The 15,619-nt window shown below is 72.0% G+C and carries 15 protein-coding genes; 11 read left to right on the forward strand and 4 right to left on the reverse strand.

Annotation, left to right across the window (positions count from 1 at the left end; all coding sequences use genetic code 11):
- Positions 1–142: 142 nt before the first annotated feature.
- Positions 143–658: a DUF6879 family protein gene (locus ACWDRR_RS12075; RefSeq protein WP_449772063.1), complete on the reverse strand. Its 516-nt coding sequence runs from the start codon at positions 656–658 to the stop codon at positions 143–145.
- A 304-nt stretch (positions 659–962) separates the two neighbouring features.
- Here ACWDRR_RS12075 and ACWDRR_RS12080 point away from each other — a divergent pair, with 304 nt between their 5' ends.
- Entirely contained in the window at positions 963–1,286 is a 324-nt protein-coding gene (locus ACWDRR_RS12080) for an antibiotic biosynthesis monooxygenase family protein (RefSeq protein ID WP_449772237.1), read from the forward strand.
- 255 nt (positions 1,287–1,541) lie between these two features.
- Here ACWDRR_RS12080 and ACWDRR_RS12085 read toward each other — a convergent pair whose 3' ends face one another.
- A complete protein-coding gene (locus ACWDRR_RS12085; RefSeq protein ID WP_449772064.1) occupies positions 1,542–2,321 on the reverse strand; it encodes an alpha/beta fold hydrolase in 780 nt (259 codons plus the stop codon).
- 130 nt (positions 2,322–2,451) lie between these two features.
- Positions 2,452–3,120, reverse strand: a complete 669-nt coding sequence (locus ACWDRR_RS12090; protein ID WP_449772065.1) for a DUF4097 family beta strand repeat-containing protein — start codon at positions 3,118–3,120, stop codon at positions 2,452–2,454.
- 410 nt (positions 3,121–3,530) lie between these two features.
- On the opposite strand from ACWDRR_RS12090, the gene ACWDRR_RS12095 reads away from it, so the two are divergent.
- The 6 genes from ACWDRR_RS12095 to ACWDRR_RS12120 all read left to right on the forward strand — a co-directional run bounded on the left by ACWDRR_RS12095 (position 3,531) and on the right by ACWDRR_RS12120 (position 10,419).
- Positions 3,531–4,997, forward strand: coding sequence for an efflux RND transporter periplasmic adaptor subunit (locus ACWDRR_RS12095; protein ID WP_449772066.1), 1,467 nt, complete (start codon positions 3,531–3,533; stop codon positions 4,995–4,997).
- Positions 4,997–5,815, forward strand: a complete 819-nt coding sequence (locus tag ACWDRR_RS12100) for an ABC transporter ATP-binding protein (protein ID WP_449772067.1) — start codon at positions 4,997–4,999, stop codon at positions 5,813–5,815. Before ACWDRR_RS12095 ends, ACWDRR_RS12100 begins: the two co-directional genes overlap by 1 nt.
- Positions 5,812–7,023: an ABC transporter permease gene (locus ACWDRR_RS12105; RefSeq protein WP_449772068.1), complete on the forward strand. Its 1,212-nt coding sequence runs from the start codon at positions 5,812–5,814 to the stop codon at positions 7,021–7,023. The genes ACWDRR_RS12100 and ACWDRR_RS12105 overlap by 4 nt, the downstream gene beginning before the upstream one ends.
- A 17-nt stretch (positions 7,024–7,040) precedes the next feature.
- Positions 7,041–7,700 (forward strand): hypothetical protein, encoded by a 660-nt coding sequence (locus tag ACWDRR_RS12110; RefSeq protein ID WP_449772069.1) that lies wholly within the window; start codon positions 7,041–7,043, stop codon positions 7,698–7,700.
- A gap of 439 nt (positions 7,701–8,139) precedes the next feature.
- The gene (locus ACWDRR_RS12115) at positions 8,140–8,916 is read left to right on the forward strand and encodes a response regulator transcription factor (protein WP_449772238.1); all 777 of its coding nucleotides are present in this window, start codon (positions 8,140–8,142) and stop codon (positions 8,914–8,916) included.
- Positions 8,917–8,925: 9 nt separating this feature from the next.
- Entirely contained in the window at positions 8,926–10,419 is a 1,494-nt protein-coding gene (locus ACWDRR_RS12120) for a sensor histidine kinase (RefSeq protein WP_449772070.1), read from the forward strand.
- Positions 10,420–10,431: 12 nt separating this feature from the next.
- Here the strand turns inward: ACWDRR_RS12120 and ACWDRR_RS12125 are convergent, their stop codons facing one another.
- Positions 10,432–11,109, reverse strand: a complete 678-nt coding sequence (locus ACWDRR_RS12125; protein ID WP_449772071.1) for a DNA-binding response regulator — start codon at positions 11,107–11,109, stop codon at positions 10,432–10,434.
- A 57-nt stretch (positions 11,110–11,166) separates the two neighbouring features.
- Between ACWDRR_RS12125 and ACWDRR_RS12130 the strand changes: the two genes are divergently transcribed.
- The 4 genes from ACWDRR_RS12130 (at position 11,167) to cydB (ending at position 15,616) form a co-directional block, all read left to right on the forward strand.
- The gene (locus ACWDRR_RS12130) at positions 11,167–12,066 is read left to right on the forward strand and encodes an aldo/keto reductase (protein WP_449772072.1); all 900 of its coding nucleotides are present in this window, start codon (positions 11,167–11,169) and stop codon (positions 12,064–12,066) included.
- 169 nt (positions 12,067–12,235) lie between these two features.
- Positions 12,236–12,619: a VOC family protein gene (locus ACWDRR_RS12135; RefSeq protein WP_449772073.1), complete on the forward strand. Its 384-nt coding sequence runs from the start codon at positions 12,236–12,238 to the stop codon at positions 12,617–12,619.
- A gap of 339 nt (positions 12,620–12,958) precedes the next feature.
- Positions 12,959–14,503, forward strand: a complete 1,545-nt coding sequence (locus tag ACWDRR_RS12140) for a cytochrome ubiquinol oxidase subunit I (protein ID WP_449772074.1) — start codon at positions 12,959–12,961, stop codon at positions 14,501–14,503.
- Between the two features lie 87 nt (positions 14,504–14,590).
- Positions 14,591–15,616: a cytochrome d ubiquinol oxidase subunit II gene (cydB, locus tag ACWDRR_RS12145; RefSeq protein ID WP_449772075.1), complete on the forward strand. Its 1,026-nt coding sequence runs from the start codon at positions 14,591–14,593 to the stop codon at positions 15,614–15,616.
- Positions 15,617–15,619 lie beyond the last annotated feature (3 nt).

The raw sequence follows: 15,619 nt of genomic DNA on the forward strand, positions 1-15,619 counted from the left end.
GTGGGAAGTCGGCGGGTCCGACTTCCCACTCCGACCGCAGCACTGCCCTTGTGGCCCGATCGAGTTCGCCAAGGTCCTCCAAGGCTTCAAGACCGACCCGGCGGCCCTCGCTCAGCCGAGCGAGGGCCGCCACGTTGGTTCGTCACCCGTGGTCGTGCAGGTACTCGAAGAAGGGCACCGAACGCTCGATCGCGAGCCTCTTCAGCTCCTGGCACTCGTCCGCCCGTTCGTTGACCAACTCGCGGTTGATCTGCGTGCCGTCCGGGCGGAAGTTGAGGTGGACGACCGACGTCTCGTCGAACATCCACCAGTCCTGGTCAGGGATCCCAAAGTTGTCTTCGGTGGCGTCCAGGATCCGGATGTCCTCACCGGCCGCGATGTTGCCCGGGATCCCCCAGGCGAACTGGTACCGCTGGTAGTCGGTCAGTGGCCTGCGCACCACGCGGACGCGCCCGATTGTCCTGCCGGACGACACGAACCCCTTCACCCGCTGATGCCAAGCCGCATTGTGGCTCTCGGGCTTCGGCTCGCCGCGTAGGAACCGTGCGAGGTTCTCGGCCTCGCGCGGCATGGTGTAAGCGGGTTGGGCCTCAAGCCGGAACGCGTCGCGCCGGTACCCGTCGAAGTGCAGGCGCCACTGGTCACCATCCAAGAACACGGACAGCCTCCTCCAGAACATGTTGAGGGATCTCCACTGCGGACTCGTCCTTCGGCACCGTGAGCCCAGCGAAGTGGTCGCCCTGGACCACGAACGTATCGCGATCGATGGCGTCGAGTGGTGCGTAGGAGGCGATACCCCTGCACCAGTGATGCCAGGAGCGTGGGTCGGTAGCGGGCAAACGGGTTGTGGGTCCAGGTGGGCACGGGAGATCGTTTGAGGTGACACCCCGTCGCTGCCTTGTTGGAGGACCTCCGTGGCCGATCCCGCACCCGCATCGCTGCCTGCCCCGCCCTACTACGCGGTGGTGTTCACCTCCGTGCGGACGCCTGGCGACGAGGGCTATGGGGACAGGGCCGATCAGATGCTGAAGCTGGCTGCCGACCAGCCGGGTTTCCTCGGCGTCGATTCGGCGCGCGGCGCGGACGGCCTGGGGATCACGGTGTCCTACTGGAGCGACGAGGAGTCGATCGCGGCCTGGCGAGCTCACGCGGAGCACGCGCTGACCCGTGCGCACGGGCGCGAGCACTGGTACGCCTCGTTCGCGGTCCACGTGGCCAAGGTCGAGCGCGCCTACGGGTTCCAGCGCCCGGTGGACCCGCAGGTGCCCCCACTCCCGTCCTCGTGATCGTTCGCGCGGGATCACCCGGCCGGTTCCCCGCTACCGACCCACGCTCCCAGCCACCGGAGTGAGGAGCTTCCAGGAATCCGGGCGGGTGCGCACCGCATGTGCGCGTTCGGCACTTCGGGCGCGCACGGCCTGAGGCCCGCAGCACGGGTGCCGAGAACGTGTTGGGTAGGAGTGGGAAGTCGGACCCGCCGACTTCCCACTCCAATCCCTCGCTTCAACCCGCTGCTTGCAGGCCCACCGTCGTGTCCGGGCTCAGGCGAGCTCGCGGACCGCATCGGCGACGGCTCGGTAGTCGTTGCGCAGGATCTTGGAGTGGTTGCTCGCGACCTTCGCGCTGACCCGGATGTTCGGGTGGCGGGCGAGCACCGGGTCCAAGTTGGCGCGGATCTCTTCCATCAGCTTCGGGTCGCCGCCCAGGTTGCCGCCGGTGGCGAGCACGTACCGGGTCGGCACGGTCAGCCGCTCGAAGACCGGGTCGAGGACGGCGGGTGCGCAGAGCTCGTTGGCCTCGATGTTGATCTCGGCGTGCTGCGCGGCGCTCATCCGCGCGGCCAGGCCGAGCGGGCGGGCGATCGGGAACAGCGGGCTCAGCCGGCGGAACAGCTTGCGGATCTGCGCCTTGTTGGCGTCGTCGAGCCACTCGTGCGGCAGGGCGCCGTCCACGGACACCACCCCCGCGGCGCGGTCCGGGTTCCGGGCGGCCCAGTGCACGGCGAGCATGGCGCCGTAGGACCAGCCCACCAGGATCGGCCGGTCCACGCCCCTGGCGGCGAGGACGGCGTCGAGGTCGCGCAGGCAGGCCGCGAACGAGTAGTCCGAGGCGCGCTTCGACTTGCCGCGGGCGCGCTCGTCATAGGTGATGTGCCGGTGGTCGGCGCCGAGCTCGGTGATGACGCGCCGCCAGTGCGACTGGTCGGCGTAGGAGCCGTTGAGGTAGACCACGGGACGCCCGGCCCCGCCGGTGTCGGTCACGGCCAGGGCGGTGTCGTCGATCTCCACCGTGCCGGTCCAGGCGGACTGCTTGCTGGTCATGGTGTGCCTTCTTCCAGGATCGGGGGTGGATCGGGGGTGGATCGGGAGGGGGTCCGAGGTGCACGGCCGGGGGAGGCGCCGGCCGTGCACCTCGGAGGTCTCGGCGGCCGCTCCGGGCCGTCGGCGCGGCTCAGAGGCTGCGGGCGGTGATGTTGCCGTGGGCGGTGGTGGCGTGGATGGTGAGGGTGGTGGTGTCGTCGGTGTTCTTGAGGGCGTTGTGGATGCGGCCGTAGGTGGTGCCGGCGTCGAGGGTGGCGGTGGTGCCGCGGGCGGTGGTGATGGTGATGTCGCCGTGCTCGGTGCGCAGTTCGGCGGTGCCGTGGAGGGCTTCGGTGATGGTGAGGTCGCCCTGCTGGGTGGTGAGCAGGGCGGGGCCGGCGAGGCGGCCGACGGTGATGTCGCCGGCCTGGAGGGTGAGGTGGGCGCCGGCGGTCTCGTCGAGCTTGACGGTGCCCTGGGCGCCTTCGAAGGTGACGTCGCCGAGGCGGCCGACGCCGCGGAGGTCGGCGGCGGCGGTGCTGGCCTGGACGTGGGAGCCGGCGGGCAGTTGGACGGTGATCTCGACGGCGCCGGAGTTGCCGAGGATGCGGTTCTTGGCGGGTGCGGCCGTGATCCGCAGGACGCCGTCGGTGTATTCGACGGTGATCTGCTCGGCGGCCTTGAGGTCGCGGCTCTTGGTGGCGTCGGCGGGGAGGACCTCGACGGTGGTGTCGGTGCGGTCGGCGGCGATGAGGCGGATGCGGCCGGCGGGGATGTCGAGGACGGTGGTGATCGGGGCGGTGGTGGCGAACTTCTGCATCGTGCTGTCCTTCGGCTCGTCGTTTCTGACGATGGAAAAGCTACGTTGCGTTCGCAGGTCTGGCAACAGGTTCGTTGCATGAGATCGGTGTTCATGCAGTTCGGAGGGCGAATATCGTTGCAATGACTCTGGATTCAACGCAACGTCAGGCGGCTCGATCGTTGCAATGGATAAGAGTGAACGCTGCGGGCAGGAGTGACGGCCGCCGCCCGCCCGCGCCCGGGCCGGGCTGCCGGATGGCTGGGGATGGCTGGGAACCTCCTGGGAGTTCGGCCAACGGCCGACCGGGCGGCGGCCAAGCCGAGGGCCCGGGCCGGGCGGACCGTGCCGTAATGCCCGGATTCGGCCGGTCAGCCTTCTCCCAGCTCGCGCCCAGGGTGTCGCAAGAGCGCCCCGGAAAGCTGTTCGGCATGAAGGTGCTTCCGCGACGGCGTGGTGCCGTCCTCCTGAACTCCGCGCTCGGCGTGGCCCTGGTGGGCGCCGCGGCCCTGGCGTACACGACGCTGGACAGCGGTACCGAGAAGACGGCCGGCAAGACGCAGGTCCGTACCGCGACCGTGGCCAAGGGCACGGTCCTGGCCACCGTGTCCGGAACCGGCACGCTCGCCTCACCGACCGACGCGGGGCAGGACTTCACCACCGGTGGGCGGCTCACCGCCGTCAAGGTCGCGGTGGGCGACGCCGTGACCAAGGGACAGGTGCTCGCCACCGTCGACACCACGGCCGCCCAACAGCAGGTCGACGCGGCGCAGTCGGCGCTCACCACGGCGAACGCCAACCTCACCAAGGCGCAGGCGGGGGTCACCACCACGACCACCCAGCAGATCCCCGGGAGTTCGGGCAACGGCTCGGGCGGCAACGCGGGCAGCGGCTCCAACAACTCCAACAACTCCGGCGGATCCGGCAACTCCAACGGCTCCGCCGGTGGCTCCGGTGGCGGAGAGCGGGGAGCGGGCGCGAGCAGTGCGCCCGCTCCCCAGGCCACCGTCCCGGCTCCGCAGACCACCACCATCACCACCACCAAGGTGGACGAGGCGGCCGTCGCCCAGGCCCAGCAGCAGGTCGCCACCGCGCAGACCACCCTCGCCAACGCCCAAGCCGCGCTGGCCGGGACGACGCTGACCGCCTCGGTGGACGGCACGGTCGCCTCGATCGCCGGCAAGGTCGGCGACACCATGGGCGGGAGTGCCGGAGGCAGTACGGGCACCGCGAAGTCCACCGGCAGCACGACCGGCTCGGGCGCTCCGAGCGGCTTCATCGTGCTGACCAACCCGGCCGGGATGCAGGTCACCGCCAACTTCTCCGAGCTGGACTCGCTCAAGCTCAAGAAGGGCGAGTCGGCCACCGTCGCACTGAACGCGCAGTCCGACACCAAGCTCAACGCCACGGTGCTGTCCGTCAGTTCGCTGCCGGTGAGCAGTGGCGGCAGCGGTGGCGCGGCCGCCGTCCAGTACGCGGCGACGCTGCAGATCACCGGGGACACCAGCAAGCTGCGGACCGGCCTCAGCGCGACCGTCTCGGTGGTCACCGGCGAGGCCGACAACGCGCTCTCGCTGCCCACCGCCGCCCTGGCCGGCACCGGCGCGAGCCGGACGGCGACCCTGGTGCACCCGGACGGCGCCGCCGAGCGGGTGACCGTCGAGGTGGGCGTCGAGGGCGACACCACCGTGCAGGTGGTCTCCGGGCTGAAGGAGGGCGACAAGGTCGAACTCGCCACCACCAGCGGCACCAACGGCTTCCCGAACGGCTCCTTCCCCGGCCTGAACGGTGGCCAGGGGGGCCAGGGCGGCCGGGCCGGCGCGGGTACGGGCGGCGTGGCAGGCGTCGGCGCGGCCGCCGGCGGTGCGGGCGGCGGCGGCCGGGGCGGGAACCGCTGATGGCGCGCAGGACCGTCCCCGCCCCCCAGGGCGCGACGCCACCACCGGTCATCCAGATCCGCCGGCTCACCAAGTCCTACGGCCACGGCGACGCCACCGTGCACGCGCTGCGCGGCCCGTCCGACCCGGCCACCGGCGAGCCGCTGGGCGTCACCCTGGACATCGACCAGGGCGACTACGTGGCGGTGATGGGCAGTTCGGGCTCCGGCAAGTCCACCCTGATGAACATCCTCGGCTGCCTGGACGTGCCGACCGCCGGCCGCTACCTGCTGGACGGCATCGACGTCGGCCACCTGGACGAGCAGCAGCTCTCGCTGGTCCGCAACCGCAAGATCGGGTTCATCTTCCAGTCCTTCAACCTCGTCCCCCGCACCACCGCGCTCGCCCAGGTCGAGCTGCCGCTCGCCTACGCGGGCGTGCGCAGTGCGGAGCGGCGCCGCCGGGCACTGGCCGCGCTCTCCCTGGTCGGCCTCGCCGAGCGCTCCGGGCACCGGCCCAACGAGCTCTCCGGCGGCCAGCAGCAGCGCGTCGCGGTGGCCCGGGCGCTGGTCACCGCGCCCGCGATGCTGCTCGCCGACGAGCCCACCGGCAACCTGGACAGCCGCTCCACCGACGAGGTGCTGGCCCTGATCGACGGCCTCAACGCGACCGGCCGCACGGTGGTCCTGATCACCCACGAGGACGAGGTCGCGCTGCACGCCAAGCGGGTGATCCGGCTGGTCGACGGCGCGATCATCAGCGACCTCCGGCAGGCCCCGGTGGACGGGCCGCCGCCCGCGCTGCTGCCCTCCGCCGGCCTCCAGGGGGTGCTCGCATGATGCTCTGGCAGATGCTCCGCTTCGCCGTCGGCGGCCTGGCCGCCAACAAGGTGCGCTCGGCCCTGACCATGCTGGGCGTGCTGATCGGTGTCGCCTCGGTGATCCTGCTGCTCGCGGTCGGCAACGGCTCCTCGGTGGCGGTCAAGGAGTCGATCACCTCGCTCGGCACCAACTCGCTCACCGTCACCGCCGGTTCGTCCTTCGGCGGCTCGCGCACCGCCTCCACCGCGAAGAAGCTCACGGTCGCCGACGCCAAGGCGCTGGCGAGCGACACGGAGGCGACCTCGATCAAGTCCGTCGCGCCGGTGGTCACCACCAGCGGCACCGCGTTGTACGGGGACATCTCGTACAGCCCCGGCTCGATCGTCGGCACCTACCCGGCGTACTTCGAGACCGCCAATCTGAAGATCGGCCGGGGCGAGTACTTCACGGCCGACGACGTGCTCGGCTCCCGCAAGGTCGCGGTGCTCGGCGCCACCACCGCCAAGCAGCTGTTCGCCACCACCGACCCGGTCGGCAGGGCGATCACCGTCGGCGGCACCCCGCTGACCGTGGTGGGCGTGCTCCAGGCCAAGGGCGGCACCGGCTTCACCGACCCGGACGACGTGGTGATCGCGCCGCTGCCGACCGTGCAGAACGCCTTCACCGGCTTCGGCCCGGTCAGCCAGATCCTGGTGCAGGCCACCTCGGCCGAGACCACCACCGCCGCGCAGGCCGAGGTCACCCGGGTGCTGCTCGGCACCCACGCGATCGCCGACCCGAGCAAGGCGGACTTCCGGATCGGCAACCAGGCCTCGCTGCTCACGGCCCGGGAGTCGACCACCAAGACCTTCACCGTGCTGCTCGGCGCGGTGGCCGCGATCTCGCTGCTGGTCGGCGGGATCGGCATCACCAACATCATGCTGGTCACCGTCACCGAGCGGACCAGGGAGATCGGCATCCGCAAGGCGCTCGGCGCTCCGCGCGGGGCTGTCCTCGGGCAGTTCCTCGTCGAGTCCACCCTGCTGTCGGTGATCGGGGCGGGGCTCGGAGTGCTGGCCGGCCTCGCCGGGTCGCACTTCTCCGTCGTCGGCATCAAGCCGGTGGTGATCCCCGAGTCGGTGCTCGGCGCGTTCGGCATCGCCGTCGCCATCGGCCTGTTCTTCGGCAGCTACCCCGCCAACCGGGCCGCCTCGCTGCGCCCGATCGACGCCCTCCGCCACGAGTGACCAAGGACCCGCAGACCATGAGCAACGAGATCGAGCCGCGCACCCCGGCCGAGCAGGTCGTCCTGCTCTCCACCGCACCGGACGCCCGGGACGTCACCGCCGAGCTGGCCGCGCCGCCGCGCCGCCGGCTGCCGTGGCCGACCCTGGTGCTGGCCGGCGCCGTGATCGCCACGGCGGCCTTCGCCGGCGGCGTCTGGTTCCAGCAGGACCACGGTTCCAACGGGTCCGGGAAGACGACCGCCGCCGGGCAGCAGCCCCGGGCCGGGGCCACCGGCTTCGGCGGCGGGCAGAACGGCACCCGCCGGGGCGGCCAGGGCGCGGGCGGGGCCGGCCAGGGCGGTCAGGGCACCGGCCAGGGGGGCCAGGGCGGCTTCACCCGGGGCACCGTGAAGGCCGTCGACGGGACCACCGTCTACCTGACCGACGCCAACGGGAACACCGTCAAGGTGACCACCGGCGACGCCACCAAGGTCCAGCTCAACAAGGAGGGCAAGGTCACCGACCTGCAGCCCGGCCAGAGCGTGACCGTGGTCGGCACCCCGGCCGCCGACGGCGGTTACGCCGCCACCCAGCTCGTCGAGGGCGGCACCGGTTTCGGGGCCGGCGGCGCGGGCGGCTTCGGCGGCGGCGGTGCGCCCGGCGGTGCCCGGGGCACCCAGAGCCCGTCCGGCGGCTGACCCCGCAGCTCCGGACGTCCGTGCGGCCCGGCCGAAACCTCCTCCGGCGGCCGGGCCGCGCGCTGTCCGCCTCCGGGCCGCGGGGCCGTCCCTACCGTGGGCGCCGTGCTGTCCGCCTCCGGGGCGTGGGGCAGTCCCTTCCGTGGGCGCCGCGCTGTCCGCCTCCGGAGCGCGGGGCCGTCCCTTCCGTGGGCGCCGCGCTGTCCGTACCCTGGTCGCACGCTGTGCGCGCCCCGGCCCGGGCCGGGCCCGGTGCCGGTCGCACCGCAGTCCGGCGGCCCGTGCGCACACCATCCAGCCCGACCGTGCGGGCTCGTTCGCCTAAATCCGCCCGATAAGGTGTTAATCCAACATTCATCGATGGCGCTTAGCCTCCCCGGGCTAGCCTCAGCTGAACGCCATCGTCCGACCGGGAGGCGGAACCCCCGTGCAAGGCACTGTGTCCACACCTGGCAGCTCCGCCGTGGCCGGCGGCCCGGGCGAGGCGTTCCTCCTCGTCGTCGACGACGAACCCAACATCCGGGAGCTGCTCTCCGCCTCCCTGCGCTTCTCCGGCTTCCGGGTCGCCTCCGCCGCCAGCGGCACCGAGGCGCTCGAACTGATCGCCGCCGAGCGACCGGACCTCGTCGTCCTCGATGTGATGCTCCCCGACCTCGACGGCTTCACGGTGGTCGAGCGGCTGCGCGAGCAGACCAGCCGGGGCCAGATCGCCGGACCCGCCCACGGCCACCCCGGCGACCACCTGCCGGTGCTCTTCCTGACCGCGAAGGACGGCGTCGGCGACAAGGTCCAGGGCCTGGCCGCCGGCGCGGACGACTACGTCACCAAGCCGTTCAGCCTGGAGGAGCTGATCGCCCGGATCCGGGCGATCCTGCGCCGGGCCGGCGGCCCCGCCGAGGATGGCCGGCTGCTCGTCGCCGACCTCACCCTCGACCCGATCGCCCACGAGGTCACCCGCGGCGGCACCCCGGTCGCGCTCTCGCCGACCGAGTTCAAGCTGCTGCACTACCTGATGGCCAACGTCGGCCGGGTGGTCTCCAAGGCGCAGATCCTCGACCACGTCTGGGCCTACGACTTCGGCGGCGACCTCTCCATCGTCGAGTCCTACATCTCCTACCTGCGCCGCAAGCTCGACTCCGGCCCCGCGCACGGCCCCAAGCTGATCCACACCGTCCGCGGCATCGGCTACGCCCTGCGCCGACCGCCGCAGAACTGACCGCCCCCCGTGTTCCCCCGGTTCTCGCTGCGCGTCCGGCTGCTCGTCCTCGTCCTCGCACTGGTCACCACCGGGCTCGCGGTCAGTGACGCCGTGGTGCTCGGCACCGTCCGGGTGCAGCTGGTGCAGCGGCTCGACGACCAGCTGCAGCGCTTCGCCGAGCCGCTCTCGCACCGCGTGCCGGGCCGGGTGACCTGGCCGGACTACAAGCAGCCGTCGGTCAGCGGCAAGCGGGGCACCCCCAACTACCTGGCGGCGCTGCCCAGCCAGTACCTGGTCCAGTACCTCTCGGCGGACGGCAAGGTCCAGCAGGTCGTCCGCCAGCCGGTCTCCGAGAACGACCCGGCGCCGCAGCTGGCCGGTCTCGACCCGGCCGCCGCCGCCCCGGACACTCCGTTCGACCTGCCCGACCAGCGCGGTCAGCGCAGCTGGCGCACCCTCGTCCTGCCGCTCCAGCGGCCGCCCGCCCCGGCCAGCGCCTTCGCCGTGCCGACCCCCACCCCCGCCTACCTGATGGTCGCCGTCTCCCGCGAGGACATCGACGCCACCGTCGGGCGGCTGCGCACCTCGTTCCTGGCGATCGGCGGCGCGGTGCTGGTGCTGATCGCGGCCCTCGGTTTCTTCGCCGTCCGGGCCGGGCTGCGGCCGCTGCGCCGGATCGAGGAGGGCGCCGAGCGGATCGCCTCCGGCGAGCTGTCGCACCGGATGCCCGAGCTCTCCACGCGCACCGAGGTCGGCCGGCTCTCCGCCGCGCTCAACGCGATGCTCACCCAGATCGAGGCCGCCTTCGCCGCCCGGGCCGAGTCCGAGGCGCGGATGCGGCGGTTCGTCGCCGACGCCTCGCACGAGCTGCGCACCCCGCTGGCCGGGATCCGGGGCTTCGCCGAGCTGTACCGGATGGGGGCGCTGCCCACCGAGGCGGACGTCAAGCGGACGATGTCCCGGATCGAGAGCGAGGCCGTCCGGATGGGCACCCTGGTCGAGGACCTGCTGGTGCTCGCCCGGCTCGACGAGGAGCGCCCGCTCGACCTCGCGCCGATGGACCTGCGCACCCTCGCCGCGGACGCGCTGCACGACCTCACCGCCCTCGACCCGTCCCGCCCGGTCGCCCTCACCGGCCCGTCCGGCACCGGCGCCCCGGGCCCCGCGCCCGTGCTCGGCGACGAGGCGCGGCTGCGCCAGGTGGTCACCAATCTGGTCGGCAACGCCGTCAAGCACACCCCGCCCGGCACCCCGGTCCGGATCGGCGTCGGCACCGCCCAGGGCCTGTGCCTGCTCGAAGTCGCCGACTCCGGCCCCGGCCTCACCGAGGAGCAGGCCGTCCGGGTCTTCCACCGCTTCTACCGCGTGGACGCCTCCCGCAGCCGCCACGACGGCGGCGGCGCCGGCCTCGGCCTCGCCATCGCCACCGCGCTCACCCACGCCCACGGCGGGGCCCTCACCCTCCACACCGCCCCCGGCACCGGCGCCACCTTCCGGGTGGAGCTCCCCCACCAGCGCTGAGGCCCCCGGGCGTCACCGGTGGGCGGCGGGGGCGGCTCCCTCGTCCAGCAGGCCCTGGGCCAGCAGGCCGGCCTGGAAGCGGGAGCCGGCGCCGAGGGTGGTCAGCAGGTCGGCGACCCGGCGCCGGTAGGTGCGCAGGGAGAGGCCGAGCACGCGGGCCCCGGTCTCGTCGGTGTGGCCCGCGGCGAGCGAGCGGAGGATCTGCCGGGCCTGGTCGCTGAGGTGCGGCGGGGTGGTGCACTCGGCGAGGTCGGTGGCGCTCTCCCAGGCGGCGCGGAACAGCGAGCGCACGCCGGCGACCACCTCCGGCGACCGCACCACGGTGTACGTCCGCACGCCGCGCACCGGGGCACCGGCCAGGATCGCGGTGCGCCGGTCGATGATGATCGCCTCCCGCGCCAGCGGTCCGTCGCTGATCCGGACCTCGATGCCGGAGGCGGCGATCCGCAGCAGCCGCCGCTCGGACTCCGGGTCCGCCAGCGCCCGCCGGGTGTAGAGCTTGCGCATGGTGAGGCCGGGGACGAGGTGCGGCCGCTTGCCCTGGGCGAAGGCGGCGTTGACGCCGGTGGACCAGGTCAGCAGATCGGTGGCGGCGACCAGGAACTCCTCACGCGACGCGACGAAGAGGTGGCCGGCCCGCCGGACGAGCTCCTGCTCGCCGTGCAGGGTGATGATCGGGTCGGTGGTCATGGCAGTAACCTGCCAGATCGGTCGGACGCCGGGCGAGCGGGGCCGAGGCTTACGGACATGACGATCACCTCTCCCGCCGCCCCCGCCTCCGTCCACGCCTCCGCCGCCGGTTCCCTCCTGCTCGGCGGCGACCTGCCGGTCTCCCGGATGGGCTTCGGTGCGATGAAGCTGCCCGCCCGCGACTGGGACGGCCCGGCCTGCGACCCCGTGCAGAGCCTCGCGGTGCTGCGCCGGGCGGTCGAGCTCGGTGTCGACCACATCGACACCGCCTGGTTCTACTTCCACGAGGACGTCTCCGCGAACGGCCTGATCCGCGAGGCCCTGCACCCGTACCGCGACGGCCTGGTGATCGCCACCAAGGTCGGGCCCGGCCGCGACCCCGACGGCAGCTGGCAGGAGCCGGCCGGCCCGGCGGAGCTGCGCGCGGCCGTCCACCGCAACCTGCGCGAACTCGGGGTGGACCGCCTGGACCTGGTCTACCTGCGGCGGATGCCCAGTCAGGAGTCCGTCGGCGAGGGCTTCGCCGTCCTGGCCGAGCTGCGCGAGGAGGGGCTGATCCGCCACCTCGGGGTCAGCAACGTCGACGCGGCCCAGCTCGCCGAGGCCGAGGCGATCGCGCCGGTGACCGCCGTGCAGAACCGGTTCAGCGTGCTGGAGCACTCGGCGCAGGACGCGGCGCTGCTGGCGGACTGCACCGCCCGGGGCATCGCCTTCGTCCCGTTCTTCCCGCTCGGCGGCTCGGGGGTGCCCGCCGACCCGGCGATCCGGCGGGTGGCCGAACGCCACGGTGCCACCCCGGCGCAGGTGATGGCGGCCTGGCTGCTGGCCGTCTCCCCGGCGGTCCTGGCCATCCCGGGCACCTCCTCGCCGGTCCACCTGGAGGAGAACGTCGCCGCCGCCTCGCTGCGGCTGGGCGCCGAGGACCTCGCGGAGCTGGCGGCCCGGGCCCGGGCGTGACCACCCGTACCGGGCCCGGATCCCGTTCGCCGGGGCGCGGGTTGATCCCCGGGGGCTGGCCGCCCGATGGGCTCCCGATCTAGGATTCCCGGTACGGCATCGCGTGTCGGTCACCGTCCGGGTGAGGCATGGAGGTAGCCCGTGAGTGCCTTACGGAGGCATTCGAACCATGGCAGTCCAGTTCAACCACACCATCGTGCAAGCCCGGGACAACCGGGAATCCGCCGCCTTCCTGGCGGCCCTCCTCGGCCTTGAGGTCGGGACGGCCTGGGGCCCCTTCGTCCCGGTGGCCACGGACAACGGAGTGACCCTCGACTTCGTGTCCGTCCCGGCGGAGGCGGTCGTCCCGCAGCACTACGCCTTCCTCGTCTCGGACGAGGAGTTCGACGCCGCCTTCGCCCGGATCGAGGCGGACGGCATCGGTTACTACGCCGACCCGCAGTTGAAGCTGCCCGGCGAGATCAACCACCACCACGGCGGCCGGGGTCTGTACTTCTTCGACCCGGCCGGCCACGGCATGGAGATCATCACCCGCCCCTACGGCAGCCACTAGGCATCGGAGCCCGGGCCCCGGCCGAGCCACTCGGCCGGGGCCCGACCGCGCACCGGACGGTCCGGCGGCTGTCAAGCGCCGGATCGTCCAAGATCGTTCCGCCAGTCGCCCGGGCGCTCGTTGTGGCAGGCCAGGGCCGGTGCGCAGACTGTGCGCACGGCATCGCCGATCAATCCCACCCCGCCTGCAATTCACTCGTAAGCATGATGGATACTGGCCCTTGTGAACGTGTTCACGTTCACAAGCGGACAAGCTTGCGCGGTTGTGCAGCGGTCTACAGCTATAGATGAAGTTTGTCCGGAAAGTGACCCTTTGGGGTCGGGTCGGAGAGAGGGCGACGTGGAACTGGCAATCGCTCACGAAACCATCGCGCGATGGCAATTCGGCATCACCACCGTCTACCACTTCCTCTTCGTACCGCTCACCATCAGCCTGGCCGCCATCGTGGCCGGGCTGGAGACCGCCTGGGTGCGGACGGACAAGGAGAAGTACTTCCACGCCACGAAGTTCTGGGGGAAGCTCTTCCTGATCAACATCGCGATGGGCGTGGTCACCGGCATCGTCCAGGAGTTCCAGTTCGGGATGAACTGGTCCGACTACTCCCGGTTCGTCGGCGACGTCTTCGGGGCCCCGCTCGCGATGGAGGCGCTGATCGCCTTCTTCTTCGAGTCGACCTTCATCGGGCTCTGGATCTTCGGCTGGGACAAGCTGCCGAGGAAGCTGCACTGCGCCTGCATGTGGATGGTGTCGCTCGGCACCGTGCTCTCCGCCTACTTCATCCTGGCGGCCAACTCCTGGATGCAGCACCCCGTCGGCTACTCCATCGACCCGGCCACCGGGAAGGCGCAGCTCACCGACATCGCGCGGGTGCTCTTCCAGGACACCACCGTCACCGTCGTCCTGCACACCCTGACCGCCGCCTTCCTCACCGGCGCGGCCTTCATGGTCGGCATCGCCTCCTTCCACCTCTGGAAGGCCAAGCGCCGGCCGGAGGCCGCCGACCCCAAGCGGGTCGCCGTGATGCGGACCTCGCTGCGGCTCGGCCTGGTGCTCGCCGTGGTCTTCGGCCTCGGCACCGCGCTCAGCGGCGACTCGCTCGCCAAGGTGATGTTCCGCCAGCAGCCGATGAAGATGGCCGCCGCCGAGGCGCTCTGGGACAGCCAGGCGCCGGCGCCGTTCTCGGTCTTCGCGGTCGGCGACGTCGGCAAGGGCCACAACTCGGTGGAGCTGGAGATCCCCGGGATACTGTCCTTCCTCGCCAACAGCGACTTCAGCTCCTCGGTGCCCGGCATCAACGACACCGCCAACGCCGAGGCCGCCAAGTACGGCGGCGACCCGAAGGACTACATCCCGAGCATCTTCGTCACCTACTGGGGCTTCCGCCTCATGATCGGTTTCGGGATGACCTCCTTCGTGGCCGGGGTGGTCGGGCTCTGGACCACCCGGAGGAAGTGGCTGCTGGCACCGGAGTTCCGCACCGGCGACACCGAGGTGCCCAGGCTGATGCTGACCCCGAAGCGCGAGCTCGGCCCGTTCCTCACCAAGTGGAGCTGGCGGATCGGCATCCTCACCATGGGCTTCCCGCTGATCGCCAACAGCTTCGGCTGGATCTTCACCGAGATGGGCCGTCAGCCGTGGGCCGTGTTCGGGCTGATGACCACCGCGAGCGCGGTGTCGCCGAACGTCGGCATCGGCACCCAGATCGGCGCCCTGACCACCTTCACCCTGCTGTACGCGGTCCTCGCCGTCATCGAGGTGCGGCTGCTGGTCAAGTACGCCAAGGCCGGGCCGGTCACCTCCGAGCGGCCGCCCACCGAGGACCCGACGCTGCGCGGCCCGTCCTCGGACGAGGACGCCGACAAGCCCCTCGCCTTCGCCTACTGAGCCCCCCCCGCCCCCCGGCCCCCTGACCGAGCCCACCGGGCTCGTCGAGCCCCACCGCGGACTACCGAGGACTACTGAGGATCCGACATGCAACTCCACGACGTCTGGTTCGTCCTGATCGCCGTCCTGTGGATCGGCTACTTCTTCCTTGAGGGCTTCGACTTCGGCATCGGCATCCTCACCAAGCCGCTGGCCCGCTCCACCGCCGAGCGGCGGGTGCTGATCAACACCATCGGCCCGGTCTGGGACGGCAACGAGGTCTGGCTGCTCACCGCCGGCGGCGCGACCTTCGCGGCCTTCCCGGACTGGTACGCGACGCTGTTCAGCGGCTTCTACATCCCGCTGCTGATGATCCTGGTCTGCCTGATCGTGCGCGGGGTCGCCTTCGAGTACCGGGCCAAGCGCTCGGAGCCGCGCTGGCAGCGGAACTGGGAGGAGGCGATCTTCTGGACGTCGCTGATCCCGGCCTTCCTCTGGGGCGTGGCCTTCGCCAACATCGTGCGCGGGGTCGACATCGACGCGCAGAAGAACTACGTCGGCACCTTCTGGGACCTGCTCAACCCGTACGCCGTCCTCGGCGGCCTGGTCACCCTCACCCTCTTCACCTTCCACGGCGCGGTGTTCGCCGCGCTCAAGACGGTCGGGGAGATCCGCGACCGGGCCCGGGCCATGGCGCTCCGGCTCGGCCTGGCGGCGGCGGTGCTGGCGCTGGTCTTCCTGGTCTGGACCCAGGCCGACAACGGCAACGGCTGGAGCCTCGTGGCACTGGTCGTCGCGGTGCTGGCGCTGGTCGGCGCCCTGGCGGCCAACCAGCTGGCCCGCGAGGGCTGGGCGTTCGTCCTCTCCGGGGCGACCATCGTGGCCGCGGTCGCGATGCTCTTCCTCGCGCTCTTCCCGGACGTGATGCCCTCCACCCTGAACCCGGACTGGAGCCTGACCGTCTCCAACGCCGCCTCCTCGCCCTACACGCTGAAGCTGATGACGATCGTCGCGGCGGTCTTCACCCCGCTCGTGCTGCTCTACCAGGGCTGGACGTACTGGGTGTTCCGCAAGCGGATCGGCGTCCAGCACATCCCCGGGCACGACCCGGCCGCCGCGCTCGACCAGGGCTGAGCC

This window comes from Kitasatospora sp. NPDC003701, from assembly GCF_053587085.1.